Here is a 26511-nt window from a genome sequence, read left to right as displayed (position 1 = left end):
GAGAAGCTGCCCGTAGATGCCGCCTGAACCGGTCCGCCCGCTTCTACGAGCAGCTGCTGGACCTCGCGTGACGGACGCGGTGGCGCCGCGGTGACGGCCGGGGCGCCCGTGCGCCCCGGCCTCAGTACACGTCGCGGACGTACCGCTTCTCGGCCGCCATCTGCTTGACGTAGGCGGCCGCCTCCTCGTCGCTCATCCCGCCGTGGCGGGCGATGAGTTCGCGCAGGGTCCGGTCGACGTCCTCGGCCATGCGGGTGGCGTCGCCGCAGACGTAGAAGTGGGCGCCGTCCCGGAGCCACGACCAGACGGCGGAGCCGTGCTCGCGCATCCGGTCCTGGACGTAGACCTTGTTGCGCCGGTCGCGGGAGAAGGCGACGTCGAGCCGGTCGAGGTGGCCGGAGGCCACGTGGGCCTCCAGGTCCTCACGGTGGTAGAAGTCGGTGGCCTCGCGCTGCTCCCCGAAGAACAGCCAGTTGCGCCCGGTGTGGCCGCGGGCCAGCCGGTCCTCGAGGAAGCCGACGAAGGGCGCCACGCCCGTGCCGGGGCCGACCATGATCATGGGTGCGGCGGCGTCGGCCGGTGGGCGGAAGTGCGGGGAACGCCGGACGAAGACCTGGACGGGGCCGTCGTCGGCGTGGTCGGCGAGGTAGGCCGAGCAGACGCCGGTGCGGTCCCGGCCGCGGTCGTTCCTGTAGCGGACGACGGAGACGGTGAGCCGGACCTCGCTCGGGTGGGCGAGGGGGCTGGAGGAGATCGAGTACAGGCGCGGCTGCAGCCGTTTGAGGACACCGGTCCACTCGTCGGCGGAAGCACGTACCGGGAAGCCGCCGATCACATCGGCCATCTGCATGCCCCAACTCCATTTCGCCAGCTCGTCCTTGTTGCCGGGACGGAGGAGCCGCCGCAGATCGACGCTCCCTGTGCGGTCGGCCACGAACCTCAGCAGGTCGGGCGTGATGCGCGTGATGTCGAACCGAGTCCGCAGCGCCTCCGCCAGCGGAAGAGGGCCGGGGGCGCCGACGTCGACCGGCTCGTGCGGGTGGAGTCCCGTCAGGGCCAGCCACTCGGCGACCAGGCCGGTGCTGTTGGCCGGCCAGACGCCGAGGGCGTCGCCCGCCTCGTACGCGAGTTCGCCGCCGCGGGTGTCGAAGGCGAACTGACGCACCTCCTTCTGGGAGCCCGGCAGGCTCAGCAGGCGGTTGCCGATGAGGAGGGTGGGGAAGGGCGAGGCCTTCGTGTACGGCGCGGACGGCGCCGTGCCGGAGCCCTTCACCTCCCCGGAGCTCTTCACATCCCCGGACCCGGACCCGGACCCGGACCCGGACCCGGACCCGGACCCGGACCCGGACCCGGACCCGGACCCGGAGCCGGAGCCGGAGCCGGACTCGGCAGTGGCGGTGGAGAGCAGGGGGAGGAGAGCCGTGAGCCAGGCCTCGGAGCTCTCCTCGTGGTCGGGTTCGCAGTCGGTACGGGGGTGGAGGCGGGTGGCGCCGAGTTCGGCGAGGCGCTCGTCGACCCGCCGTCCGTGGCCGCAGAAGTCGTCGTAGGCGGAGTCGCCGAAGGCCAGGACGGAGAAGCGGACGCCGTCCAGGCGCGGGGCGTCGGGGGAGGCCAGGCTCTGCCAGAACGCGGCCCCGTTGTCCGGGGCGTCCCCGTCCCCGAACGTACTCGTCACGACCAGCAGGTCGGTGTCGAGGCCGACCTCCACCAGGTCGACGCTCTCCATGGGGACGAGGGCCGGCGCATGCCCGGCCCCGGCCAGCCGGCCGGCCAGGGCGGCGGCGAAGTCCTCGGCGGTCCCGGTCTGGGAGGCCCAGACGACCAGCAGGCGGCGCGCGGGGGCGGCCCGGGGTCCGCTCCCGGCCGGTCCGGGCGGCGCCGTCGGCGCGACGGACGAGGCCGGGGACGGATCCGGTGCGTCGGCATCCCGGGAGAACATCCCGGCGAGGACACCGTCGACCCACAGACCACGCTCCGGCGCGAAGGGCGCGGACACCGGCAGGACGGGGACCCGGCCGTCGGCGGAAGCGCCGGCCAGCCCGGACAGAAAACCGGCGAGGTAGCGGCGCTCCGGCTCGGTGAAGGGCGGAGGGGCGAGGTCGGCGACGCCGAAGAGACCGGCGAGCGCGGTCACGACGTCCCCGCGCGGCCCGCCGGTCGCGGCAGGGGGCGGGGAGGCGGGCAGCTGCTCATCGGACGACTGCGGCTCCGGGGGCGCGACGCGTAGGGGAGCGGCCGTCTTCGCGAGGGTCACCGCGCACGCCTTGAACTCCGGCTGGAAGGAGGTCGGGTCGACGGCGTCGTGGGTGACGGCGTTGATGCTGAGGTACTCGCCGAACAGGTCGTTCCAGTGGAAGGGGGCGAAGCAGTTCCCGGGCCGGACCCGGTCGGTCACCACGGCGGGCAGCACCGCGCGCCCGCGGCGCGAGGCGATCTCCACGCGGTCGCCCTCGGCCAGGCCGAGCGCGGCCGCGTCCTCGGGGTGGACCTCGACGAAGGGGCCGGAGTCGAGCTTCGTGAGCCTGGCGACCTTCCCCGTCCTGGTCATCGTGTGCCACTGGTGCGGGAGGCGTCCCGTGTTGAGGACGAACGGATAGTCGTCGTCGGGAAGTTCGGCCGCCGGGAGATGAGGGCGGGCGAAGAACCGGGCGCGGCCGCTCGGCGTCGGGAAGGCGAGCCGGGGCCGGGTGCCGTCCGCGCGTTCCAGGAGCGACTGACTGACACCGTCGTTCACGTAGCGGACCGGGTTGCGGTCGGGGCCGTCGGCGTCGGGGGCGGGCCATTGCACCGGGGTGGCGCGCAGCCTCTCGTAGCCGACGCCGCGCAGGTCCCAGCCGGTGCCGGGGTTCCAGGCCTGCTTCAGTTCCTCGAACACCTCCTCCGCGGAGGCGTACGTGAAGCCCTCGGCGAAGCCCATCTCGCAGGCGACGTCGGCGATGAGCCGCCAGTCGGGCAGGGCCTGGCCGGGCGGGTCGACCACGCCCTGGACGAGGGTGAGGTTCCGTTCGGAGTTGACCATGACGCCGTCGGACTCCGCCCACAGCGTGGCGGGCAGGACCACGTCCGCGTAGGCGTTGGTCTCGGTCTCGGCGAACACGTCCTGGGTGATGACGAGTTCCGCGGCCTCCAGCGCGGTGATGACGGTCCTGCGGTTGGCGACGGACGCGACGGGATTGGTGCAGATGATCCAGCAGGCCTTGATGTCCCCGGCCGCCATCCGCTCGAACATCTCGACGGTGCCGCGCCCGACCTCGGTCCGCAGGGATCCCTCCGGTATTCGCCACAGGTCCTCGACGAACGCGCGGTCGGCGTCGACGAGGACCGAACGCTGTCCGGGAAGGCCGGGGCCCATGTAGCCCATCTCCCGTCCGCCCATGGCATTGGGCTGACCCGTCAGCGAGAAGGGCCCGGAGCCGGGGCGGCAGAGGGCGCCGGTGGCCAGGTGCAGGTTGACGAGCGCGTTGGTGTTCCAGGTGCCGTGCGTGGACTGGTTGAGTCCCATGGTCCAGCAGCTCATCCACGCGCCTGCCTCGCCGATCCACCGCGCGGCCGTGCGGAGGTCCGCCTCGGGGATGCCGGTGATCTCGGCGACCCGGGGCGGCGGGTAGTCGGCGAGGAAGGCGGGCATCGCCTCCCACCCCTCGGTGAACTCGGCGACGAACGCCTCGTCGACGTGCCCGTCCTCCACGAGCAGGTGCAGCAGCCCGTTGAGCAGGGCGAGGTCCGTACCCGGCTTGATCTGCAGGAACAGGTCGGCCTTGGCGGCGGTGGCGGTGCGCCGGGGGTCGACGACGATCAGCTTCGCCCCGGCCGACCTCACCCGGTCCATCATCCGCAGGAAGAGGATCGGGTGGCAGTCGGCCATGTTGGCGCCGATGACGAAGAACGCGTCGGCCCGGTCGAAGTCCTGGTACGAGCCGGGGGGACCGTCCGCGCCCAGCGACAGCTTGTAGCCGGACCCGGCGGACGCCATGCACAGCCTGGAGTTCGACTCGATCTGGTTCGTGCGGACGAAGCCCTTGGCCAGCTTGTTCGCCAGGTACTGCGCCTCCAGCGACATCTGGCCGGACACGTAGAAGGACAGCGCGTCGGGTCCGTGCTCGTCCAGGATCGCGCGCAGCCGCCGGGCGACCCCGGTGACGGCGGCGCCGACGTCCGACCGGACCGCCTCGCCGCCCCGCTCCGCGCGGACCAGGGCGGTCGTGGCGCGCCCGGGCGCGGCCAGCATGTCCGCGCTCGTGGCGCCCTTGGTGCAGAGGCGGCCGGCGTTGGCCGGATGGCTCCTGTCACCGGAGGCCTTCACGGCGCGGCGCAGGCCGGTGGCGGGATCACGGGAGACGTCGAGAACGATCCCGCAGCCGACTCCGCAGTACGAGCAGACCGTCCGTACGGCCTCGGCCCCTGAGTCCGGCGACGCCACCGGCACCCCTCCCCCTCGACGAACCAGGTGGGCGGACACCCACGCCTCAGACGGTAGGAAGTCCCGGTTTCCGGACGATCACGTCGCCGTCACGCACGCGGTTACACCACCCGCACCACGGCAGGGGGACGACCGTGAGCACCGGGCCGACGAGGCGCGGTGCCCGTCCCCCGTTCCTGGGACGGCATCGCACGGGGCGCACGCCTGTGGCCTCCCGTGGGGAGCCGGGAGGCAGGCGCGGCCAGGGCTCCCACGGGGGACGCGGAGCGGGGCCGACGGCCACGACCGCGGGGGAGCGGGGCGGAGGGCCGCGTGCGGTTCACCTTGCCACCGGGCCGGTCGGGTACGCCAGAGTCGTGCACGAACCGGCCCGGCACATGCGTCCTCGGGTGCCCGCGGGGACGCGTGCCGGTACGTCATCCCAGCCCCCGTGGGGTGCGGGGCTCCAGCCGGAACCCGAAGCCCAGGGTGCCCGGGTCGAGCGCGGTCGCGCCGCCGTCGACGGTGAGCACCGCACCGTTCACGAAGGAGGCGGCGGGCGACAGGAGCCAGGAGATGGCCTCCGCGACCTCGTGCGGCTCACCGGGCCGCCCGGCGGGCAGGACCCGGGTCACCTCGTCGTACGCCGCTTCCAGGCCGTTCCCGTCGAGGCCCGCCTCCTCGGCGAACCGGTTCATCCGGCGGTCGGCCATGTCGGTGCGCACCCAGCTGGGGCACACGGTGTTGGCGCGCAGCCCGGCGCTGCCGTAGTCGACCGCGAGCGAGCGGCACAGCTGCAGCAGCGCCGCCTTGGAGGTGGCGTACGCGGCGTTCCCGACGCCGTTGCGCAGGGCGGACACCGAGGCCACCGCGACCACCGCGCCGCGGGCGTCGAGCAGGTGCGGCAGAGCGGCTCGCAGCAGCAGGAACGGACCGGTCAGGTTGGTCCGCATGACGTCGTCCCAGTCCTCCTGGGTCACCTCTCCCACCCCGCCGCCCCGCCCGATGCCGGCGTTGAGCACCAGACCGTCGAGCCGCCCGTACGTGCCGAGCACCGTCTCGACGAGCGCGGTCACCGCGGCCGGGTCCCCGATGTCCGACGGCACGGGCAGGGCGCCGGTCTCCTCGGCGACCAGCCGCAGCGGCTCCGGGCGCCGTCCGGACACCGCCACCCTGTGTCCCTCCCGGGTCAGGGACTGCGCGGTCGCCGCCCCGATCCCCGTTCCGCCCCCGGTCACCAGGTACACGCGCTCGTCCGCCATGTCCGCCGCCTCTCCGTGTCTCGTACGCCGTCCGCCGTCCCGATGATCTTAGGCGGGACGCGTGCGGGGCCCATGCCAACCACGCTGCGGAAAAGGGCGGTTGGGGAGCCGTCACGTGTCCCTGCTCCGCCTGCTCGCCCTATCATCGGTCGGGACCGGCACAGGCCCGTGGGCGGAGGGACCGGCATGGCGTCGGTGGACGAAGGACACGCGTGGCTGCTGCTGTGTCCCGGGCTCGGCTCGCGCGCGGGGGGCGGCCGGACACCGGGCCCGGTCACCTCGTCGCTCATCGCCGCCTTCGAGGCGGAGCTCGGACACCGGGCCACGGTCGTCCACGGCAGTCGACTGGTCCTCGGTGTGGAAGGCGGACGGCTCACCCTGGCCGACACCACCGGGCGGAGCCTCGCCGCACCCGCCGTGGCGTACGCCCGTCTGTCGACGCCACGCGTGTCGGCCGACAGGGAGATCACCCTGCTCCGGCATCTGGAGGCGATGGGCACGCGGTTGATCAACCCCGCCGAGGCGGTCCTGGCGGCCGTGAACAAGTTCTGGCACCTCCAGCAGCTCGCCGCGGCCGGCATCCCCGTCCCCGACACCCGTACCCACACCGACGCGCCCCTGGAGGACGTACTCGACGCCGGTGTGCCGGAGCCGTGCGTCGTGAAGGCCGTGCGCGGGCACCGCGGTCGACGGGTCTTCCTCGCCGCCGACGGCACGGCGCTGCGTTCCGTGGCCGGGAGTCTGGACGACCGTCATCCCTATCTCCTCCAGCGGTACGTCGCCCACTCCCACGGCCGGGACCTACGCGTCGTCGTGGTCGACGGCCGGGCCGTGGCCGCGGCCGAGCGCACGGCCGGTGACGGCCGCCTCGTCTCCAACCTGGCGCAGGGCGGGACACACGCCGTCCGCACCGGTCGTCATCCGGCCGCGGAGGCGCTGGCCGTCGCGGCGGCGCAGGCCATCGGTCTCGGCGTCGCCGGCGTCGACCTCCTCTTCGAGGCGGACGGTTCCTTCAGCGTGTGCGAGGTGAACTGCAACCCCACCTGGCGGCCGGACATGCCGGGAATCGCCGAAGCCGTCGCGGTGGCCTGCCGCGACCGCCTCATCGCATCCGGCTGACAGCCCCGGCCGCGCGCACCGCGTCCCCGTCCGGAACGGGCCGTCCCGCCGAGCACCGCCCGATCGGGGACTCAGGTGTGGGGCACGAGGGCCACGGGCACCGGGCTGTGGTGCAGCACCGCGTGGGCCACGCTGCCGATGTGCGCGCCCCGCGCCGATCGACGCGTGCGCCGGCCCACCACCACGAGCGAGGCGTCCCCGGCGGCCCCGACGAGTTCGGGGCCGGCCGATCGGACCGCCACACCGGCGGTGGCCTCGACGTCGGGGTACTTCGCGCGCCAGGGATCCAGCAGGTCCTCCAGCGAACGCCTGATCTCCGGGGCCACGGCAAGGTGGATGTCGGGGACCACGGCGGGTCCCCACCCCGCTGAGAGCGGGAGCTGCAGCGCGTACAGGGCGTGCAGCCCGGTGCGCCGCAGGGCCGCTTCCTCGAAGGCGAAGGCCAGGACGGCGTCCACCGGCTGCCGGACGTCGGTGCCGACGACGACCGGCCCCTGAGGAGGGCGCGCTCCGCCGGCTGCCCGCACCAGTACGACGGGCCGCTCGACGGCACCGGCGACCGACAGGCCCACTGAGCCGATCAGGTAGCCGGCCACGCTGCCGAGGGCCCGTGAGCCGAGAACCAGCAGCTCGCTCTCCTCGGCCGCGGCGACGAGAGCCGGCACGGGATCCGTGGGCAGCACCTCCGTGGTCACCGTGAGTCCGGGGTGGCGCCCGCGCAGCCCGTCGGCGGTGCGCGCGAGCATCTCCTCGGCCCACGCCTCCTCGGTCCTTCCCACCAGGAAGGACACCACGGCCTCCGGCACCGGTTCCTGGACGTGCACCAGACGCAGCCGGGCGTCACGCAGCAGCGCTTCCTCGGCGGCCCACTCCGCGGCGGTCTTCGCCTGTTCCGTGCCGTCCAGGCCGACCAGTATGTTCCGTGTCATGATCGTGTGCCCCCTCGTGGGGTGTGAGAGGCGGGAAGCCTGGCCCCGGACGCGGAACCGGCGAGCGTCACCGCGGCCCCGGGACACTACGAGGGTGGTGCGGACGGCTCCCCGGCGACAAGGGTCGGACGGGGCACTTCGAGAACCGGACAGCCCTGGCAGGGACCCGACGGCGGTGCTTTCCTGGAGGTGAGGGGGTCGCTCCAAGGACCCGGAGAAGCGGCTTCGAGCCGTGCACCGCGCGATACAGGCACCACGTCGGGTCACGACCTGGAAGGTGGTGGACGCGGTGGAATCGCCCCTGGTGGTAGGAGTCGACGGGTCCGACGCGAGCCTCACGGCCGTGGACTGGGCCGTCGACGAGGCGCTACGGCACGGACGCCCCCTGCGGATCGTGCACGCCTCGCTGTGGGAGCGGTACGAGGGGGTCGCGCCGACCTCGGCCACGGACCGGCCCTCGGGCCAGATCTTCGCCGAGAGCGTCGTCGCCACCGCCGCCGGCCGGGTCCGCCTGCGCGCACCCGCTCTCCCCGTGACCACGGACGTCCTCGGCGAGGACGCCTCCACCGCCCTGCTCCGGGAAGGGGAGAGCGCCATGGCCGTGGTCGTCGGGTCCCGGGGACGCGGTGGGTTCGCCGAACTCCTGCTCGGGTCCGTCGGGCTCGTCGTGGCCGCCCGGGCCCACTGCCCGGTCGTCGTCGTGAGGGGGGACCGACAGTCCCTGGAGGCACGCCACGAGCGCGTCCTGCTCGGAGTCGGCGAGCACGACGTGGACTCGCCCGCCGTGCGGTTCGCCTTCCGCGAGGCAGCCGTGCGGGACGCGGAACTCGACGTCGTCCTCGCCTGGCGACGGCCCTCCCGCGCGCCGGGCGGCGGCGGGGGCGACCACGTCGGGGAAGGACCGCCCGGAACGCTCGACAAGGCCCTTGAGGCCGCCGCGTCGGAGCATCCGCGGGTGCGCCTGCGCCGGCACACGGTCGAGGGGCCGGCCGGCAAGGTGCTGACCGAGCGCTCCGCCGCCGCCGACCTGGTGGTCGTCGGGGCCCGCCGCCGGGACGCGCTCGTCGGTCTGGAGCTCGGCAGGGTGGCCCACCGGGTCCTGCACCACGCCGCGTGCCCCGTCGCCGTGGTACCCCACCGGCACCCCTGACGACCGCGTGCCGGCGCCCGCGGACGCGTACGGCGACCGCGGCGGCCGGCATGGGCCGAACGGTCCCGCCCGCCCACGGACCGACCGGCCCCGGGGCCTGTGCCCCGCTCGGCACTGGGCGCTTCCGGCCCGGGGGCGGGACAGTGGAACGAGAGGGCATCTGCCGCCCCGTACACGAGGAGCAGAGCAATGACCGGAGGCAACGTGGAGCGCGGGCACAGCCGGCACCGGGTGAACCGGCAGCGCGGGCACGAGGTGAGCCGGGGCAGGGGCGGCGACTTCCGCGAGCCGGAACGGATCCGGGCACGGGCCCGTCCCATCGGAACGCGACGCGGCACCGCCCCCCTCCGCGGTGCCGTGGAACCGTAGGCCACCCATGTCCCGCCGGGAGTCCCCAGGAGCCGGGGCCGCTGCGCAGCCGAAGGGGCCTTCCGGGCGCGCGGCCCTGGTCTTCGTGCTGGTGAGCGCCCTGATCTGCGGTGTCCTGGCCGCCGGGCTGCTGTGGTACGCCGGTGCCAGGGCCGATCGTGAACTCGCCGTCCACCGTCACCGGGTTCAGGCGACCACCACCGGTCCGGCCAGGGAACCGCCGGCCGCCGCCCGGTTCGGGATGAAGCCGCAGGCCGTCGCGCCGGCGGTGTGGGAGCAGCCCGTCCACGTCCGCCGGTCCGGAAGCATCTACGTCCCGCCCCGGACGCCCCAGGGGCGCGCCGTGCCGATCTGGGTGGACGACGCGGGCGTCCCGGCGCGGCCGCCGGGCAGCGCCGCGGACCGCGCCCTCACCTCCCTCTCGGGAGGTTTCGCGGTGGGAGGCGTCATCGGGGTGACGGGTGCGGGCGTGGTGCTCCTCGTCCGGCGGCGCGCCGAGGGCAGGCGGCTCGCGGCCTGGGAACGGGAGTGGGAACAGGTGGAACCCGTATGGTCCGGGCGTCCCCGCCGGGGCAGCGGCGCGGGGAGCGACGACGACTGACCCTCCCCGCGCCCCTCGAACGGGCCGGCCCCGGGACTCCCTGCCGGCCGTGGCGGTCACCCCGGGCCCGGCCGCGGCCGGCCCCGGGCGGTGAGGTCGCACCGTACGTCCACCACGCCCTCGACCGCCCGGGCCAGACGCGCCGCGAGAGGGATGAGCGCGGTGTCGCGGACCTCGCCGGACAGCGTCACGACACCTGCGTCGACACGGACCTCGACGTTCCGGTCGGAGAGCGGGAACAGGTGCTCGACCACGTCCCGGCGCACCTCGGCGGCGAGGTCGGCGTCCGGGCGGAGGAAGACCTTGAGGAGGTCGGCGCGGCTCACGATCCCCTGGATCGCGCCGCTCGCGTCGACGACCGGCAGCCGCTTGACGTGATGGGCGGCCATCAGGCGCGCGGCCCGGGGCAGCGACGCCTCGGGGGCGACCGTGACGGCGGGCGAGGTCATCAGGTCCCCGGCACGGCGGGAGCCGGCCTTGGCGGTCGCGTCGAGGTGCCGCATCTGCTCGACGAGGCCGAGGCGGTGGTCGTGGAACTCCTCCTTGAGGAGCAGATCCGCCTCGGAGACCACTCCGACCACGCGGCCCCCGCCCTCGACGACGGGCACGGCGGTCACCTTCCACCGGTCCATGGCGGCGACGATCTCCTTGAAGTCCGCGCCGGGCAGCACGGCGACGACCTTCCTGGTCATCACGTCGGCGACGGTGAACGGTCGGGTGGTCATGGCGCCCTCCTCAGCGGACCAGGACGGCTTCTCCCGAGCGGGGGACGACGGCCGTCCAGCCGAGTTCGTGGTCGATGCGGTCGCGCAGGGCGGCGGACGCCGCCGGTTCGCCGTGGACGAGGTAGGTGGTGTGCGGGGGAGGGGCGTCACGCAGCCAGTCGACGATCTGTCCGGCGTCGGCGTGCGCCGAGAAGTGCGGTACGTCGGCGACCTCGGCGCGCACCGGCACGTACGCGCCGAACATCTTCAGCGCCCGCACCCCGTCCACCAGGTCCCGCGCCCGGGTCCCGGCGGCGGCGAAGCCGACGATGACGACCGCGTTGCGCGGATCCGGGAGCAGTCGGTTCAGGTGGTGCAGGACGCGGCCGCCGGTGGCCATCCCGGCCGAGGAGACGATGACGGCGGGGCCGTGCGCGCTGTTGATGTCGATGGACTCCTGCACGGTCCTGGCGGCGAGGAACGGTTCGGGACTCAGCGCGGACCCGCCCCGGGCGAGGACCTCCGGCCGGAGCTCCGCGGACCGCGCCCGTACGGCGTCCCGGTAGACGTCCAGCGCGGCCAGCGCCATGGGGCTGTCCACGTACACGGGGACCGACCGGGGCAGGACGCCGGACTCGCGCAGCCGGCCCAGCTCGTGCAGCACGACCTCGGTGCGGTCGAGCGCGAAGGCGGGGACGACGACGGTGCCACCCCGGGCGAGGGTCCGCGCGATCACGGCGGCGAACTCGGACCTCCCGGAGTCCTGTTCGTGACGACGGTCGCCGTACGTGGACTCCACGAGCAGGACGTCGGCGCCCGAGAACGGCTCGGGCGGCAGCAGCAGCGGGTGTCCGGGCCGTCCGAGATCGCCGGAGACGGCGAGGGTGTGGCCGTCCTCCAGCGTGAGGTGGGCCCACGCCGAGCCGAGGATGTGCCCGCCGTGGTGGAGTCTGAGCGTGGTCCCGGTCATGATCTCCACGTCGGCGCCGACCGGGACGGGGTCGAAGAACGACAGCGTCCTCTCGACGTCCGCGTCGTCGTACAGCGGCTCGGCCGGACGGTGCTTCGACCAGCCGTGCTCGTTCGCGTGCCGGGCGGCCTCGCCCTGGAGCCGGGCGCTGTCGCGCAGCACGATCCCGGCGAGCCGGGCGGTGGGGGCGCTGCTGAGGATCGGCCCCCGGAATCCCTGCCGCACCAGGCGCGGCAGATAGCCGCAGTGGTCCAGATGCGCGTGGGTGACGACCACGGCGTCGACGTCCCCGGCGTCGCGGGCGAACCGCTCCCGGTTGCGCCGCCGCAGAGGCGCGAAACCCTGGAAGAGACCGCAGTCGAGGAGGATCCGCGCATGGTCGCTCTCGACCAGGAACTTGCTTCCCGTGACCGTGCCCACCCCGCCCAGGAAGCTGAGCAGCGCCGGTCGCGGGGGCGTGGGGTTCGGGGCTGCCTCGGGCATGGCCGGCCCTCCTTCGGAAGGTGTCTCCGTCTCCACCCTCGCATCCGGCCGGGCCCGACCGGAGAGTCCGTACGGGTGCATCGGGGGTCCGACCGGCCCATGTGCCGTCCCCGCACCGGGCGGAGCCTGGTGGACGAGGACGCAGAGACGCGCGAAGGAAGTGGGTGGGCGCCATGAAGGCACTCGTCTTCCAGGGACCGGGCCGGACGGCCTGGCAGGACGTACCCGACCCGGGCATCGAGGACCCGGCCGACGTGATCGTGCGGGTCGACGCCGTCACCATCTGCGGCACGGACCTGCACATCCTGAAGGGGGACGTGCCGGAGGTGACCCCCGGCCGGGTCCTCGGACACGAAGCGGTCGGCACGGTGGTCGAGACCGGCGGCGACGTCCGCTCGGTACGGCCCGGGGACCGCGTCCTGGTCTCCTGCATCTCCGCCTGCGGCCGGTGCCGGTTCTGCCGCGAGGGCCGCTACGGACAGTGCCGCGGCGGAGGAGGCTGGATCCTCGGCCACCTCGTCGACGGCACCCAGGCCGAGTACGTCCGCGTGCCCTTCGCCGACCTCTCCGTCCACCCTCTGCCCGACTCGATCGACGGTTCCGACGCCGTCCTGCTCGCCGACATCTTCCCCACCTCCTACGAGGTCGGCGTCCTGAACGGCGGCGTGCGCCCCGGCGACACGGTCGTCGTGGTCGGCGCCGGCCCCATCGGTCTCGCCGCCGTCGTCACCGCCGGGTTCTACAGCCCCGGCCGGGTCGTCGCCGTCGACCTGGCCGAGTCCCGGCTGGCCGCCGCACGCGCCCTCGGCGCGGACGCCACGGTCAACGCCGCCGAGGAGCCGGAACAGCTGGTCGCCGACCTCACCGAGGGCCTCGGCGCCGACGTCGTCATGGAAGCAGTCGGCGTTCCGGAGGCGTTCGAGATGTGCACCCGGATGGTCCGGCCCGGGGGCACGGTCGCCAACATCGGCGTCCACGGCAAGCCCGCGGTGCTGCACCTCGAAGACCTGTGGATCAAGGACGTCACCATCACCACCGGTCTCGTGGACACCTCGTCCACGCCGCTGCTGCTGCGCATGGCGGCTGCCGGCCGGCTCCCGTCCTCGTCCCTGATCACCCACCGGTTCGAGCTGGGGCAGATGGAGGAGGCGTACGACGTCTTCGGACGCGCGGCGGACACCGGCGCCCTCAAGGTCACGCTCGGCAAGGCATAGGGCACGCCGGTGAGCGGCGGCGGCGGCGACGTCCGTCCGGAGCGGACCGCTCCGGGGGACCGTCGCACCCCGGGAACCCGTTCGCTCCGGGCCCTCGTCCTCGACACGGACGGTGTGCTCCTCGACTCCGCCGGTCTGCACGCGGCGGCCTGGAAGAAGGCGCTGGACGCCTGTCTGGACGCCGTGGCGGGCGAGGAGCAGCCGCCCTTCGACGCCGACACCGAGTACCGCAGGTTCGTCGACGGAAGACCCCGCTACGACGGGGCGGCGGCCTTCCTGACCGCGCGGGGCCTCCGACTGCCCACGGGAACGCCCCGGGACGCGCCGGGCTGCGCCACCGTCTGGGCCGTCGCCGCACGCAAGGAGCAGGTCTTCGCCGCCCTCCTCGCTACCGCGGGCGTCCCCGCCTTCGGCGACAGCCGGCCGGCCCTCACGGCCCTGCGCGCGGCGGGCGTGCGGTGCGCGGCCGTGTCGGCCTCCCGGCACGCCCGGGCGCTGATCCGCGCGGCGGGACTCGCGGATCTCCTCGCCGTGATCGTGGACGGCGAGGACGCCGCCCGGCTCGGCCTCGCAGGAAAGCCCGACCCCGCCCTCTTCCTGCGGGCCGCGGCCCTGCTCGGAAGCCGCCCGTACGAGACCGCCGTGGCCGAGGACGCCCTCGCCGGGGTCGAGGCGGGGCGTCGCGGCGGCTTCGGCCTGGTCGTCGGTGTCGACCGCACCGGGCTGCGGAGCAACACGGCCCCGCTGCGGGAGCGGGGCGCCGATCTGGTCGTCCCCGATCTGACGGCACTGGTGCGGCGCGTCCGGGGTGAGCACGGATGAGCGCGGGCTGGACGTGGAGGTACGACCGGTACGACCCGGAACGCGAGCCGCTGGTCGAAGCCCTCTGCACCCTCGGCAACGGCCGGTTCGCCACCCGGGGCTCCGCACCCGAGTGCACGGCCGGAACCACGCACTACCCCGGCACCTATCTGGCCGGCTGCTACGACCGGCTCACCTCGACCGTCGCCGGGCAGCAGGTCGAGAACGAGGACCTCGTCAACCTCCCGAACTGGACGCTGCTGCGCTACCGCTGCCTCCCGGACGACGGTCCCCCCGGCGACTGGCTCACTCCCGAGGCGGAGGAACTGCGCCGCTACGAGGTGCACCTCGACCTGCGTGCGGGAGTCCTCGCACGACGCCTGTTCTACGAGGACGCCCGCGGGCGGGGGCTGCGCGTCAGCCACGTTCGCGTCGTGCACATGGGAGACCCCGGTGTGGCGGCCCAGCGCACCCTGTTCCGCGCCTACGGCTGGAAGGGCGCCGTCGAGGTGCGGTCCGTCCTCGACGGCAACGTCACCAACGGCGGAGTCGAGCGCTACCGGCACCTCGACGGGCGCCATCTCGGCGGCCACCGGACCGGATTCGACTCCGGCGGCGTCGCCTGGATCTCCTGCCGTACCGTCGACCCGGGCATCCGGATCGCCATGGCCGTGCGCACGGTCACCCGCCCCGCCCGGCCCGCGTTGGAGACGGCCGATTCCCTCGGCACCGTGCAGACGTACCGTCTGCCGGTCGTTCCCCGCCGCTCGGCGACGGTCGTGAAGACCCTGGTGCTGCGCACGTCGTTGGACCGGCCCGCCGCCGACCCGCTCGCGGCCGCCACCGACCTGATCACCCGCGCCCCGGCCTTTCCCCGGCTGCTCTCCGCCCACACGGCGGCCTGGCGGCGCGTCTGGGAGCAGGGCGAGCTGCAGGTGCCCGGGGAGGCGGGCCGCATCCTGCGGCTGCACGTGTTCCACCTGCTGCAGACGCTCTCCCCGCACACGGCCGATCTCGACGTGGGCGTGCCCGCGCGCGGACTGCACGGCGAGGCCTACCGGGGGCACGTCTTCTGGGACGAGCTCTTCGTCCTGCCGTATCTCGACCTCCACTTCCCCGAGGTGGCCCGGGCGCTGCTCATGTACCGGTACCGCCGACTGCCGGCTGCGCGCGAGGCCGCTCGGCGAGCCGGTCACGAAGGAGCCATGTACCCGTGGCAGAGCGCGAGTTCGGGCCGGGAGGAGACCCAGGCCCTGCACCTCAACCCGCGCTCGGGGCGCTGGCTGCCCGACCACTCGCGGCTCCAGCGCCATGTGGGCTCCGCCGTCGCGTTCAACGTCTGGCGGTACGCGCAGGCGACCGGGGACCGCGGGTTCCTCCACTCCGAGGGGGCGGAGATCCTCCTGGAGGTCGCCCGGCACTGGGCCGGGGCCGCCGTCTACGACCCGGCCCTGCGGCGCTACCGGATCCGCGGGGTCGTGGGACCGGACGAGTACCACGACGCCTATCCCGATGCCGCGGCCCCGGGCATCGACGACAACGCCTACACCAGCGCGACCGCCGCCTGGGTGCTCGCCCGCGGCCTCGACGTGCTCGGCGAACTGCCCGGGGCCCGCCGCTCCGAGCTCTCGGAGCGGCTGAACCTGGACGACGGGGAGCTCGCGCGCTGGGAGGACGTCTCCCGCCGCCTGTACGTGCCGTTCCACCAGGGCGTCGTGAGCCAGTTCGAGGGATACGGAGACCTGGCGGAGCTCGACTGGGAGGCGTACCGGACCCGGTACGGGGACATCCGCAGACTCGACCGGATCCTGGAGGCCGAGGGCGACACGGTCAACCGCTACCAGGCGTCGAAACAGGCCGACACCCTCATGCTCGGCTATCTCTTCCGGCCCGAGGAGCTGAACGGCCTCTTCGGCCGGCTCGGCTACGCGCTGGACGACGAGACGTGGCGTGCGACCGTCTCGTACTACCTGCGGCGCACCAGCCACGGCTCGACGCTCAGCAGCCTCGTGCACGGCTGGGTGCTGGCGCGGCAGCGGGGCGCCGACGCCTGGCGGTACTGCGAGGAGGCCCTGCTCGCCGACGTGGCAGACGTCCAGGGCGGTACGACCGGGGAGGGCATCCACCTCGGCGCGATGGCCGGCACGATCGACCTCGTCGAACGCGGGATCACCGGCCTGGACACGGTGCCGGGAGGGCTGCGGGTGGCACCGGTCGCCCTGGCGGAGATCCCGCGTTTCACCTTCACCCTGTGCTGCGGCCGTCATCGGGGGGTCCGGCTGCGGATGCTCCCCGGGCGGTTCGCGATTCGGGTTCCCGCCTCGCCCGAGGGCCCGCTCACCATCGAGCGCCCCGGAGGCGGGCGGTTCACCGTCGAACCCGGTCAGGAGCGCTGGTTCCGCCGGTGACCCCCGTCTCCCCGGTGAGCCCCGGTCCCGCGGACGAGAGGAGGTCAGTCGAAGGTGAGCACCTCGTACGCGGGCCGACGCGGCGTGGACCGCCCCTGCGGGCCGTAGCCCAGGCGGAACACCATGTGGACGAAACCGATCGCCGAGCTGGGATCACGTGCGTCGAAACGGAGTTCGGGCCATTCCAGGGGCTGGGACATGAGGGAGGTGGCGAGGCCGTCGAGGGTGGCCCGCAGGAGGACGCGCTGCATCGCCTGACCGGCCCTCAGCCATTCCTCCGGGGTGTCCCCGGTGGTGCCGAGGAGGGCGATCTGCGGCCTCTTCTCGAAGCGTGCCGCGTCACGGCCGGGCACCCGCCGGGGTGAGTCGAAGTCCCTGACCGGCGAGGTCACGTCGTACTGCCGCGGGCCCAGCGCGTACGACGGGATCCCCTCGGTGTCGGGGCCTTCACCGGCCGCACCGGTGCGCGTCCAGGCGGCGATCTCCGCGCGTACGGCGTCGTCCGCCGACTCGAACAGCTCGGAGGCGTGGACGAGACCCATCACGGTGTCCGCGTGCCACTCTCCCGGCACGACCAGCCGGCAGCCTTCGAGCAGCGCCGCGGCCCGGAGGCCGTCGAACACCTCGGTGGGGATCCGTTCCTCCGTGAAGGGGAAGCGGCTGGTGTGCCGCCGTGCCAGGGCGGAGTGGAGCACGCCCAGATCGGCGTCGGCGTCGGCGGGGCCGTCGAGCCGTACGTCGGCGAAGTGCCAGGGGTCACCGGGGGACGGCAGGAGACGCACCACCGGACGCAGGTCCCGGTGCACGGCGGCGACGCGCAGACCGAGCAGGGCCGCGCCGCAGCCGAGGTGGAGGGCACGGTGGTCGGGGTCGCCGCGCGGCATGCCGCGCTCCGGGTCGCCGTGCAGCTCGATGACGCCGGCTTCCGTCCTGGCGACGAACCTCCAGGGCTGTGCGTTGTGCATCGAGGGAGCCGTGACGGCGTCCTCGACCAGCGAGGTCACGAGGGGTCGGATCAGAGCGGTGGGAGACACGGTTCGTCCTGTCTGCGGTGGGTCACCAGGTGATGTCGTGCGGGGTCCGGGCGGGGGACGCGGGCCGGTCGTCCTCGGGGAAGGACAGCCGGTCCACGACGGCGACGACGCCGTCCACGCGTTCGGCGAGTTCGACGAGTGCCAGGGCCTGACCGCGCCGCCGGACGCGGCCGGCGAGTGTCACGACGCCGTCGAGGACGTGCACGTCCACGGCGTCCCCGGGCAGGTCCACGGCCCCCGTGACGACGTCCTCACGGATGCGGCGCCGTATCTCCGCGTCCGGGCGGAGATAGACGGACAGCAGGTCGCGGCGGGTCACGATGCCGACCAGCCGGTCCTCCACGTCGACCACGGGAAGGCGCTCAACCCCGCGACGCACCATCAGCCGTGCCGCGTCCGCCACGGTCTCCTCGGCGTGCACGGTGACGGCGGGCGAGGTCATCAGATCCCGGGCGGTGAGCTCACGGCGGGCCAGGAGGTCGCTCCCGGACACGACTCCGACGACGTGGTCGTCCTCGTCGACCACGGGCACCCCGCTGATCTCGTGCTCGGCGAGCATCTTCGCCACCTCCCGGAACGACGTCGCGGGGACGGCGGAGACCACCCCGTCGGTCATCAGACCGCCGACCTTCATGTGCTTCATCGCCGAGCCTCCCGTTCGAGGGCGAGGGTTCGGAGGGTGCGCCGTCCCGTCTCACCCACCCTCCCTCGCGCGCCCGGGACCGAGGAGGGCCGAACGGGTCCCGCGCCGGGACCGCTTCGGTCCACCGTCGGGACCTGGTCGGTCCACGGCCGGGTCCGGACGGGCTCGCCGGCCCTGAACCACCTCCGGCCCGGCGGGGAGGGGGACCTTCGGCCCCCTCCCTGGACCCAGCGGCCCTCGGGACGTCCGGGAGCGGATGCCAGAGTGGAGGGAAGGGTCCCCGACCCCCGGGAGGAGGAGCCATGGACGGAACCACGGCCCGTCCCGGCCCCGGCAGCGTCGTGGTCGGTGTCGACGGCTCGTCGTCCGCTCGGGCGGCGGCGATGTGGGCGGCGAGGGAGGCGGCCCTGCGGGCCTGCGTCCTCTGCCTCGTCCATGCGGCCGACACGGAGCCACCGGCACCCTTCCTGTCCCAGGCGGAGATCACCGCGAGCCGGCGGGCCGGGCGGGAGCTGCTCGAACGGACCGCCCGGGCGGTCACCGCGCGCCACCCGGAGCTGGCGGTCATCCAGGAGCTCACCGGGGGCACGGCCCCCGACAGCCTGCGCCGCGCCGCCGCCCTGACCGGCACGATCGTCGTCGGACACCGGGGCGTCGGCGGCTTCTCCTCCCTGCTGCTCGGATCGGTCGGTCTCGAGGTCGTGGCCGCCGCGACCACTCCGGTCGTCGTGGTGCGGGGAGCCGCCGAGGCCGCCGAGGCGGGAGCCGTCCTGGCAGCGGTGCGGGACGAGGCCGACCTGGGCTGCGCCCGCGCGGCCGCCCGCGAGGCCGTGCTGCGCAAGGTCGCCCTGCGGCTGCTGCACATCGGGGGCGCGGGGGCGTCCGGTGCCGCACGGGCCGTGCTGCCCGGCGGTGGCGAGGAGACCACCGGTGATCACGTCCGCGCGCTGTCCTCGGTCTCGGACCGCGTACGGGAGGAGTTCCCGGAGCTCACGGTGCGGGAGGACGCCCGGAAGAGCCACAGCGTGCCCGGAGCCCTCGTCGACGCGACGCACCACGCCGACCTCGTCGTCCTCGGAGGCCGGCGGTCGCCCGGATACCTCGGCCCCACCATCGGACGGACCACGCTCGGCCTCCTCCAGCACGCCCACTGCCCCGTGGAGCTCATCCCCAGGCGAGGACCGGGGCAAGGACTCGGGCACGGGCTCCGGCAGGGGCGCGGGCACGGGAGCACCTCCTGACGCGCACCGCCGATCGCCATCACACCGCGGCCGGGACGCACCCCGTCGGGAAGAGCGTCCGGCACATCGGGACTACCGTGAAGGAGAGCCCGTCGTGCGCGGACCGTGCGCGTGACGTGGCCGGACGTGGCCGGAGGTGGCGATGGAGCGGGAGGGCGCACGGCCGACGGGCACCAGGATGCCGCGGCTGCGCCTCGACGAGCTTCTCGACGAGCTCCAGGCGCGCATCGACGACGTACGGGGGACGAGGGACCGCCTCAACGGGCTCCTCGAAGCCGTCATGTCCGTGGGCAGGGAACTCGACCTGCCCCAGGTGCTCCGAGGCATCGTGGAAGCGGCCGTGACCCTCGTGGACGCCGAGTACGGGGCTCTGGGCGTCATCGGCGACGACAAGAGACTGTCCGAGTTCCTCCCCGTCGGCATCGGCGACGGCGTACGGGCGCAGATCGGGGACCTGCCGTCCGGGCACGGGCTGCTCGGCGAGCTGATCCGCCACCCCGAACCCCTGCGGCTCGCCGAGTTGTCCGAGCATCCCGCCTCGTACGGCTTCCCGCCGCACCACCCGCCGATGCACACCTTCCTGGGCGTGCCCGTCCGGGTCCGCGACGAGGTGTTCGGCAACCTCTACCTGACCGAGAAGCGCGGCGGGGTCGGCTTCGACACCGAGGACGAGGCCGTCGTGACGACCCTGGCCGTCGCGGCCGGCATCGCCATCGAGAACGCGCGCCTGTACGAGGAGGGCCGCCTCAGGCAGCGGTGGCTCGCCGCGAGCTCCGAGATGACCAGCGCCCTCCTGTCGGGCGCGGAGGAGACCGAGGTCCTCGACGGGATGCTGGAGCAGGCCGTGGACATCGCGGGCGCCGACCTCGGGGTCTTCTACCTGGTGGGCGCCGGCGGCGAACTGCGCGGTTCGCTCGCCCGCGGCGAGGGAGCCGAGGCCCACCGGGGCGTCGTCCTGCCGACCAGCGAGGGAACCCTGGCGGAGGCAGCCCTCGCGCACGAGGGCCTGCTCACGGTCGTCGACGTCGAGAACGAGCCGCGCATCACGGTGCAGCCCGAACGGTGGGCGGGTCTCGGTCCCGCGGTGGCCGTGACGGTCGGCACCAAGGAGCGGCTGAGCGGGGTGCTCATCCTCGCGCGGCGGCACGGGCGGCCCCCGTTCGCGGGCTCGGAGATCACCGCCCTCCCCGGATTCGCGGGGCAGGCGGCCCTGGCGCTCGAACTGGCCGACCGCCGCCGGGACGCCGAGCAGGTGATCCTGCTGGAGGACCGGGACCGGATCGCCCGCGACCTGCACGACCTCGCCATCCAGCGGCTGTTCGCCACCGGGATGACGCTGCAGAGCGCACGCCGCTTCGTCGAGCACCCGGAGGCCGCGGACCGGTTGACCCGTGCGATCGACGACCTCGACGCCACCATCAAGATCATCAGGTCGACCATCTTCGGTCTCCGGGAACACGACACCTCCGAGACCCCCAAGCTCAGGAACCGGTTGGTCAAGGCGGTGGACGAGGCCTCGACCGCACTCGGATCCGCCCCGGCGCTGCGCATGGAGGGCCTCCTCGACACGGACGTACCCCCCGAGGCGGCCGACGCGGTGATCGCGGTCATCGGGGAAGCGCTCACCAACGTGGCCCGGCACGCGAGGGCCCGCAGGACCGAGGTGTCGGTCGCTGCCGAGGGCGGCGTGCTGGCGGTGACGGTGAGCGACGACGGCACCGGCATCCCCCGGGACGCCGCGCGCAGCGGACTGAGGAACCTCCGGGAAAGGGCCGAACGGCTGGGCGGCACCATGTCGGTCCACGCCGGGGCGGAGCCGGGCGGAGGCACGGTACTGGAGTGGCGGATCCCGCTGCCGGAGGAGCGGGGCTGAGACCCTCTACGGCGCCTCGGAGTCGTGGTCGTGCGCCTGCGCGGCGATGACGGCGGCCTGCACGCGCCGTTCCACGCCGAGCTTTCCGAGCAGACGCGAGATGTGGTTCTTGACGGTCTTCTCCGACAGATAGAGACGTTTGGCGATCTGCCGGTTGGTGAGGCCCTCGCCGATGAGGTCGAGCACGGACCGCTCCCGCTCGGAGAGCGCCGCGAGCCGCTCGTCCTCAGGAGGCTTCACCGTCACGGGATCCCGCAGGGTCCGCATCAGACGGGCGGTGGTGGCGGGATCCAGCATCGACTGCCCGGTGGCCACGGTACGGACCGCGGCGACGAGGTCGGTCCCCTTGATCTGCTTGAGCACGTACCCGGCCGCGCCCGCCATGATCGCGTCGAGCAGGGCGTCCTCGTCGTCGAACGAGGTCAGCATCAGGCAGGCCAGCTCCGGCATGCGGGAGCGGAGTTCCCGGCAGACGGAGATGCCGTCGCCGTCCGGCAGCCGCACGTCGAGCACCGCGACGTCCGGGCGCAGCGCCGGCCCCCGGGCCAGGGCCTGCTCCGCCGTCGCCGCTTCACCGACCACGTCCAGGTCGGGTTCGTCGTCGATCAGGTCACGGAGGCCCCGGCGGACGACCTCGTGGTCGTCGACGAGGAAGACCCGCGTGGGTGTGACGGCTGCCGGCACATCGGACATATGGCGACCCCTGCGGTCGGTGGGCTCGTACCCGCCCCCACAAGGATTGTCCGTCATGCGGCGTCCGCACGGGCGCCGAGCGGGGCGAGCGGGCCGATCCCACGGAAGGTCCGAGCGGGCCGATCGCGAGGAAGGTCCGAGCGGGCCGACCGCCGAGACGGGGGCGAGCGGGCCGACCGCCGGGGAACGGTTTCGGCGGCGGCCCGTGCCCCCGGCCGCGCGTCACCTCGGGATGGGGATGATGCCGAGGGGCTCGGTGGTGGGCTGTGCGGAGCCGCCGGCCGGCTCGACGGTGATGCCGACGGCGACCGCGTCGTCGAGCGGCCCTTCGAGCAGCCGGGTGTCCCGGTCCCCGGTGCCGGGCAGCAGGCCGGCGGGACGGAGGTCGCCGCTCCCGGCCGCGTACCAGAGCTCGTACACCCGTGCGCCGCCGAGGTCCGGCAGGTGGCGTGCGGTGAACACCGCCCGGTCCTGGCTCCGCGAGACGACCACGGCCGCGCTCGCTCCGCCGGGCAGCCTCTCGGTGTGCAGGGAGGCATCCGGTGCCGTGATCACCTCGGCGACGGCCGAACCGCTGTCCCGTGCCCGCTCCTCGGCCTGGACGGCCCTGGCGCGGGCGTCCTCGGCCTCGCGGTGCTGCCACAGGGCGACGCCGCCGAGGGCGACGGCCGCCGCGAGGGATGCGGCCAGGGCCATGTTCCGCACGCGGCCGCGCCGCGGTGAGGGGCGGAGGGTGTGCTCCTGCCGGGTCGTCCGGATCCTGTCGAGGGTTCGCCGCCGCAGCTCCGGGGGCGCGGTGACACGGACGGCACCGGCCAGCCGCGCCGTCGTCTGCCGGAGCTCGTCGACTTCGCGGCGGCACGGGGCGCAGCCCGCGAGGTGGTCCTCGAACGCCGCCTCCTCGTCGGGAGGGAGGGCGTGCAGGACGTACGCGCCCACGGCGTCGTGCGGGTTCTCGGCAGACGTCATGATCCGCCCTCCAGACAGGCACGGAGCTTTCGCAGGGCCGTGCGCATCCTCGACTTCACCGTACCCGGCGGGGTGGACAGGGACTGGGCCACCTCGAGGTAGGTCAGACCCTCGTAGTAGGCGAGCACGAGAGGCACCCGATGGACCCGGCCGAGCCGGGCCAGACAGCGATAGACCCTCCTGCGCTCGTCCCGGCCCTCCACGGCTTCGGCGACCTCGTCGAAGGGGCGCCGCACGGACAGCATCGCCGCCCGCCGCTCCCGGTCGGCGCTCGCCTGGGCCGTACGCACCCGGTCCACGGCCCGGCGGTGGGCGATGGTGAGGACCCAGGCCCGCGCGGTTCCCCTGGCCGGCTCGAAGCGGTCCGCCGTCCGCCAGATCTCGATCATGACATCCTGGGTCACCTCCTCCGCCTGCGCGGCGTTCCGGAGGATCCGGAAGGACAGACCCATCACCGCGTCGGCGAGCGCGTCGTACACACCGGTGAAGGCCTCGTGATCCCCCTGGGCCGAACGGATCAGCAGTTCGTCCACCGCCGTCTCGTTCGCACGTCCCTGCGGCAAGCGCTGCTCACCGTCCTCTGCGTCAGTCGTTCGCCGAGCCTGAGGCGTGGACCTGGTGCCCTGGGTCTTCCCCTGCCCGACTCTGCCCGTCATCCCGTGCCCGTGTCGGGCCGCGGTGGCAATCGGGTGAGGATCCGGCCGACGGGGGACGGGGGGCGGGTCCCCGCGGCCGGGGCCGTCCGCCGCCCGTCGGGGTCGGGGCTCACGCCGGTATCGAGATCGAACACGACGTGCACGGTCTTGCCCCCGAGGGCGGGAACCACCGTGATCCGGCCGCCCAGTCCCCGGATCAAGGGGAATCCCAGGCCGCCGCGCTCGTCGAGCGGGGCCTCCCACGCCGTCTGGGGCAGCTCTTCGCTCCGGTCCGCGACGGCGATGTCCACGAGCGTCCGGTGGACGGTCACCGTGAGCACGCAGGGCCCCCTGGTGTGACGCACGGCGTTCGTGACGAGCTCCGAGACGATCAGTACGGCGTCCGCCGTCCGCTCCGTCCGGCCCTGGATGTCCTCGAACCAGCGTGCGGCGGCGTGGCGGGCGGTGGCCGGAGCCTCCCGGTCGAAGGGCAACGCGATGCTGTGACGTGTCACGGCGGATGCCGACACGGTGGTTGTGGTCATGACCGCCCCCTGGACGGCTCGTGCTCGATGGGTCCTTTCCGAGTGTTCGGAGCCGCACCGCGAACGGATGACCGCCACGGGCACGAAGGGGCCGGGCGCGGGGACGGCGAATTTTCCCTGATCCGGTTCATCCGGGGCGCCCGTGGCTGCGAACCCCCTACGACGCACAGCGGAAGGCGACCGGCGGGTGACCGTCGCAGGAGACGGGATCCCCAGGCCGCCCGATGATTTCTCGGCCGTGCGCGTTCACGTCCATCCGAGCGAAGGAGGTGTGTTCCATGATCACGTTCGTACGAGTCCGCCGCCTGGTGGCGGGTGCGGCGGCGTCCGGTCTGCTGGCCGGCGGCGCCGCGCTCGGCATGTCCGGCGCGGCGGCAGCGGCTCCTGCCGCGCCGTCGGTCGCCGCGACTGCCGTCACGGGTGACCACCGCGACCACCACGACCGGTGCGAGTGGAAGCAGGGCCACTGGGAGAGGCAGTGGGTCAAGGGCCACTGGGAGATGAAGCAGGTCCCGCACAAGAGCTGGCACCGGGGCCATGACGACCAGCACGGGAAGTGGCATCAGGGCTACTGGGACGACGGCCACTCCTCCCGGTGGGTCTATGTCCCGGGCCACTGGGAGCAGCACTGGGTGAAGGGCCACTGGGACTGCCACCAGAAGTGGTGAGCAGCCCCGGGCAGCGGCCCCTGGGCGGGGACCGCCGACGCGTCGTCGACGGTCCCCGCCCTCGCCGTGTCCGGAGCCCGCACTACACGAGCGGGCGATCCGTGGACCTGATCGGTGCGGGGAGTTCGGTGGCTCCGCGGAGGTAGCGGTCCGTCGCGGCGGCGGCCGCCCGGCCCGCCGCTATGGCCCACACCACGAGGGAGGGGCCGCGCCCGGCGTCACCCGCGACGAAGACGCCGGTGGGCGCCGCCTCCGTCGGCCGTGACGTCGAGGACGGCGGAAGTGCCACGAAGTCCGGAGTACGGGCGAAGGTCCCCTCGGCGCCGACCGAGAGACCGAGGGGGCCGACCAGCCCCGGGTCCTGACGCGGGCCCCGGAATCCGAGCGCGAGCAGGACGAGCTGGGCGGGAAGCTCGCGGGTGGTGCCGGGCAGGGGGTTCCGGCCGCCGGGTTCCACCTCGCTGAGCACCAGGGCCCGGACGCGCCCCGACGGGTCGCCGTCGAAGCGGGCCGTGACGGAGGCGAAGGCCCGGGGATCGCCGCCGTCGCGGGCCCGAGCCTCCTCGTGGGCATGGGACGTCCGGAAGATCCTCGGATGCACGAGCGGCCACGGTTCGTCGGCCGTGCGGTCGTGATCCGGCCGGGGGTGGACGTCCACCTGGACGACGGACCTCGCGCCCTGGCGCAGCGCGGTCCCGAGGCAGTCGGATCCCGTATCGCCTCCGCCGATGACGACGACGTCCTTGCCCTGCGCGGAGAGCGACGGAGGCACCGGATCGGACGGCGTGGAGCGGTTGGCGGCGGTCAGGTACTCCATGGCGTGCCGGATCCCGTCCAACCGGCGCCCCTGGCAGCGCATTTCCCTCGGTACGGTCGCGCCGGTGGCGACCACCACGGCGTCGGACTCCGCCCTGATCCGGGCCGCCTCCACGGAGCCGCCCACATCGGCGCCGGGGCGGAACCGCGTGCCCTCCTGCTCCATCTGCGCGATCCGGGAGTCCAGCCGGTCCTTGGACATCTTGAAGTCGGGGATGCCGTAGCGGAGGAGCCCGCCGACACGGTCGGCCCTCTCGTAGACCGTGACGGCGTGCCCGGCGCGGGTCAGCTGCTGGGCGGCGGCGAGTCCCGCCGGGCCGGATCCCACGACCGCGACCGAGTGGCCGGAGGGCCGGGCCGGTGGCAGGGGGCGCACATAGCCACGAGCCCAGGCCTGGTCGGCGATGGCCTGCTCGATGTTCTTGATCGTCACGGGGTCGCCCGTCAACGCGAGGACGCAGGAGTCTTCGCAGGGCGCGGGGCACAGCCGGCCGGTGAAGTCCGGGAAGTTGTTCGTGGCGTGCAGGCGTTCGGCGGCCGCGGCCCAGTCGCCGTGGGCGGCGTACACGTTCCATTCCGGGATCAGGTTGCCGAGCGGGCAACCCCCGTGGCAGAAGGGCACACCGCAGTCCATGCAGCGTCGCGCCTGGTCGGAGACCACCGGGAGCAGCGGCTGGCCCGTGTGCACCTCGGCCCAGTCTCCGACGCGCTCGCCGGGTGGTCTGGACGGTGCGGGTCGCCGCGGTATGCGGAGAAAGCCTGCGGGGTCTGTCATGGTGCCCTCGAAGGGGCTCGTGGGGGACCGGTGAGGGGCGCACCTCATCGTACGTCCGCAGGCGCCGGCCGGACCCTTCCCGGGCGATCCGCGGACGCCGGTCCGGGACCCGCCCCGGATGCTCCCCTGACGGGGGGGCCCCCGCAGGCCCCCCCCGCCGGGCGCGGGGGGCCCGGGGGGGGGGGGCGGCGGCGGGGGGGGCTCGGCGCG

22 protein-coding genes are annotated in these 26511 nt (G+C 74.1%); 10 read left to right on the top strand and 12 right to left on the bottom strand.

Going from position 1 to position 26511, the window contains the following annotated elements:
• Nucleotides 1-121: 121 nt before the first annotated feature.
• Entirely contained in the window at nt 122-4420 is a 4299-nt protein-coding gene (locus ACFV2S_RS21090; RefSeq protein ID WP_385561147.1) for a molybdopterin-dependent oxidoreductase, read from the bottom strand.
• Between the two features lie 416 nt (nt 4421-4836).
• Entirely contained in the window at nt 4837-5661 is an 825-nt protein-coding gene (locus ACFV2S_RS21085; RefSeq protein WP_385561144.1) for an SDR family NAD(P)-dependent oxidoreductase, read from the bottom strand.
• Between the two features lie 186 nt (nt 5662-5847).
• On the opposite strand from ACFV2S_RS21085, the gene ACFV2S_RS21080 reads away from it, so the two are divergent.
• Nucleotides 5848-6780 (top strand): RimK family alpha-L-glutamate ligase, encoded by a 933-nt coding sequence (locus tag ACFV2S_RS21080; RefSeq protein WP_385561141.1) that lies wholly within the window; start codon nt 5848-5850, stop codon nt 6778-6780.
• Between the two features lie 71 nt (nt 6781-6851).
• On the opposite strand, the gene ACFV2S_RS21075 is transcribed toward ACFV2S_RS21080, so the two are convergent.
• Nucleotides 6852-7709 carry a universal stress protein gene (locus ACFV2S_RS21075; protein WP_385561138.1) on the bottom strand — a complete coding sequence of 286 codons (858 nt, stop codon included), beginning with the start codon at nt 7707-7709 and terminating at the stop codon, nt 6852-6854.
• Nucleotides 7710-7998: 289 nt separating this feature from the next.
• On the opposite strand from ACFV2S_RS21075, the gene ACFV2S_RS21070 reads away from it, so the two are divergent.
• From ACFV2S_RS21070 to ACFV2S_RS21060, 3 genes are all read left to right on the top strand, one after another.
• Nucleotides 7999-8859, top strand: coding sequence for a universal stress protein (locus ACFV2S_RS21070; RefSeq protein WP_385561135.1), 861 nt, complete (start codon nt 7999-8001; stop codon nt 8857-8859).
• Between the two features lie 189 nt (nt 8860-9048).
• On the top strand, nt 9049-9228 hold the full coding sequence (locus tag ACFV2S_RS21065; RefSeq protein WP_385561132.1) for a hypothetical protein: 180 nt from the start codon (nt 9049-9051) through the stop codon (nt 9226-9228).
• Nucleotides 9229-9313: 85 nt separating this feature from the next.
• Nucleotides 9314-9829: a hypothetical protein gene (locus ACFV2S_RS21060; RefSeq protein WP_385561129.1), complete on the top strand. Its 516-nt coding sequence runs from the start codon at nt 9314-9316 to the stop codon at nt 9827-9829.
• A 56-nt stretch (nt 9830-9885) separates the two neighbouring features.
• On the opposite strand, the gene ACFV2S_RS21055 is transcribed toward ACFV2S_RS21060, so the two are convergent.
• Both ACFV2S_RS21055 and ACFV2S_RS21050 read right to left on the bottom strand, forming a co-directional pair.
• Nucleotides 9886-10554, bottom strand: a complete 669-nt coding sequence (locus ACFV2S_RS21055) for a CBS domain-containing protein (protein WP_385561126.1) — start codon at nt 10552-10554, stop codon at nt 9886-9888.
• A gap of 10 nt (nt 10555-10564) precedes the next feature.
• The gene (locus ACFV2S_RS21050) at nt 10565-11986 is read right to left on the bottom strand and encodes an MBL fold metallo-hydrolase RNA specificity domain-containing protein (protein WP_385561123.1); all 1422 of its coding nucleotides are present in this window, start codon (nt 11984-11986) and stop codon (nt 10565-10567) included.
• A 173-nt stretch (nt 11987-12159) separates the two neighbouring features.
• Here ACFV2S_RS21050 and ACFV2S_RS21045 point away from each other — a divergent pair, with 173 nt between their 5' ends.
• Genes ACFV2S_RS21045 through ACFV2S_RS21035 form a run of 3 tightly spaced genes read left to right on the top strand, consistent with a single transcriptional unit; the run spans nt 12160 to nt 16409 of the window.
• Complete coding sequence (locus ACFV2S_RS21045) at nt 12160-13200, top strand: alcohol dehydrogenase catalytic domain-containing protein (RefSeq protein WP_385561120.1); 1041 nt, start codon at nt 12160-12162, stop codon at nt 13198-13200.
• 9 nt (nt 13201-13209) lie between these two features.
• Entirely contained in the window at nt 13210-14022 is an 813-nt protein-coding gene (locus ACFV2S_RS21040) for an HAD family hydrolase (RefSeq protein WP_385561117.1), read from the top strand.
• Nucleotides 14019-16409, top strand: coding sequence for a glycoside hydrolase family 65 protein (locus ACFV2S_RS21035; RefSeq protein WP_385561114.1), 2391 nt, complete (start codon nt 14019-14021; stop codon nt 16407-16409). The genes ACFV2S_RS21040 and ACFV2S_RS21035 overlap by 4 nt, the downstream gene beginning before the upstream one ends.
• Before the next feature lie 44 nt (nt 16410-16453).
• Here the strand turns inward: ACFV2S_RS21035 and ACFV2S_RS21030 are convergent, their stop codons facing one another.
• Together ACFV2S_RS21030 and ACFV2S_RS21025 are read right to left on the bottom strand one after the other, a co-directional pair.
• On the bottom strand, nt 16454-17443 hold the full coding sequence (locus tag ACFV2S_RS21030) for an Acg family FMN-binding oxidoreductase (protein ID WP_385561111.1): 990 nt from the start codon (nt 17441-17443) through the stop codon (nt 16454-16456).
• Between the two features lie 22 nt (nt 17444-17465).
• Nucleotides 17466-18086 (bottom strand): CBS domain-containing protein, encoded by a 621-nt coding sequence (locus ACFV2S_RS21025; protein WP_385561108.1) that lies wholly within the window; start codon nt 18084-18086, stop codon nt 17466-17468.
• Between the two features lie 302 nt (nt 18087-18388).
• Here ACFV2S_RS21025 and ACFV2S_RS21020 point away from each other — a divergent pair, with 302 nt between their 5' ends.
• Nucleotides 18389-19327, top strand: coding sequence for a universal stress protein (locus tag ACFV2S_RS21020; protein ID WP_385561105.1), 939 nt, complete (start codon nt 18389-18391; stop codon nt 19325-19327).
• A gap of 142 nt (nt 19328-19469) precedes the next feature.
• Nucleotides 19470-21200 (top strand): GAF domain-containing protein, encoded by a 1731-nt coding sequence (locus ACFV2S_RS21015; RefSeq protein WP_385561102.1) that lies wholly within the window; start codon nt 19470-19472, stop codon nt 21198-21200.
• 6 nt (nt 21201-21206) lie between these two features.
• Here the strand turns inward: ACFV2S_RS21015 and ACFV2S_RS21010 are convergent, their stop codons facing one another.
• From ACFV2S_RS21010 to ACFV2S_RS20995, 4 genes are all read right to left on the bottom strand, one after another.
• Nucleotides 21207-21893 carry a response regulator gene (locus ACFV2S_RS21010; RefSeq protein ID WP_385561098.1) on the bottom strand — a complete coding sequence of 229 codons (687 nt, stop codon included), beginning with the start codon at nt 21891-21893 and terminating at the stop codon, nt 21207-21209.
• Nucleotides 21894-22115: 222 nt separating this feature from the next.
• Nucleotides 22116-22862 (bottom strand): anti-sigma factor domain-containing protein, encoded by a 747-nt coding sequence (locus ACFV2S_RS21005; protein ID WP_385561095.1) that lies wholly within the window; start codon nt 22860-22862, stop codon nt 22116-22118.
• On the bottom strand, nt 22859-23425 hold the full coding sequence (sigK, locus tag ACFV2S_RS21000; protein WP_385561091.1) for an ECF RNA polymerase sigma factor SigK: 567 nt from the start codon (nt 23423-23425) through the stop codon (nt 22859-22861). The genes ACFV2S_RS21005 and sigK overlap by 4 nt, the downstream gene beginning before the upstream one ends.
• A gap of 89 nt (nt 23426-23514) precedes the next feature.
• Entirely contained in the window at nt 23515-24042 is a 528-nt protein-coding gene (locus ACFV2S_RS20995) for an ATP-binding protein (protein ID WP_385561089.1), read from the bottom strand.
• Between the two features lie 278 nt (nt 24043-24320).
• On the opposite strand from ACFV2S_RS20995, the gene ACFV2S_RS20990 reads away from it, so the two are divergent.
• Entirely contained in the window at nt 24321-24710 is a 390-nt protein-coding gene (locus ACFV2S_RS20990) for a hypothetical protein (RefSeq protein WP_385561086.1), read from the top strand.
• Between the two features lie 82 nt (nt 24711-24792).
• Here the strand turns inward: ACFV2S_RS20990 and ACFV2S_RS20985 are convergent, their stop codons facing one another.
• Nucleotides 24793-26301 (bottom strand): glutamate synthase subunit beta, encoded by a 1509-nt coding sequence (locus ACFV2S_RS20985; protein ID WP_385561083.1) that lies wholly within the window; start codon nt 26299-26301, stop codon nt 24793-24795.
• Between the last annotated feature and the right edge of the window lie 210 nt (nt 26302-26511).

The sequence above is a fragment of the Streptomyces sp. NPDC059695 genome (assembly GCF_042733785.1).
Classification (GTDB): domain Bacteria; phylum Actinomycetota; class Actinomycetes; order Streptomycetales; family Streptomycetaceae; genus Streptomyces.
The sequence above is the reverse complement of the archived record's forward strand: the minus strand, read 5'-3'. Positions and strand labels throughout refer to the sequence as shown.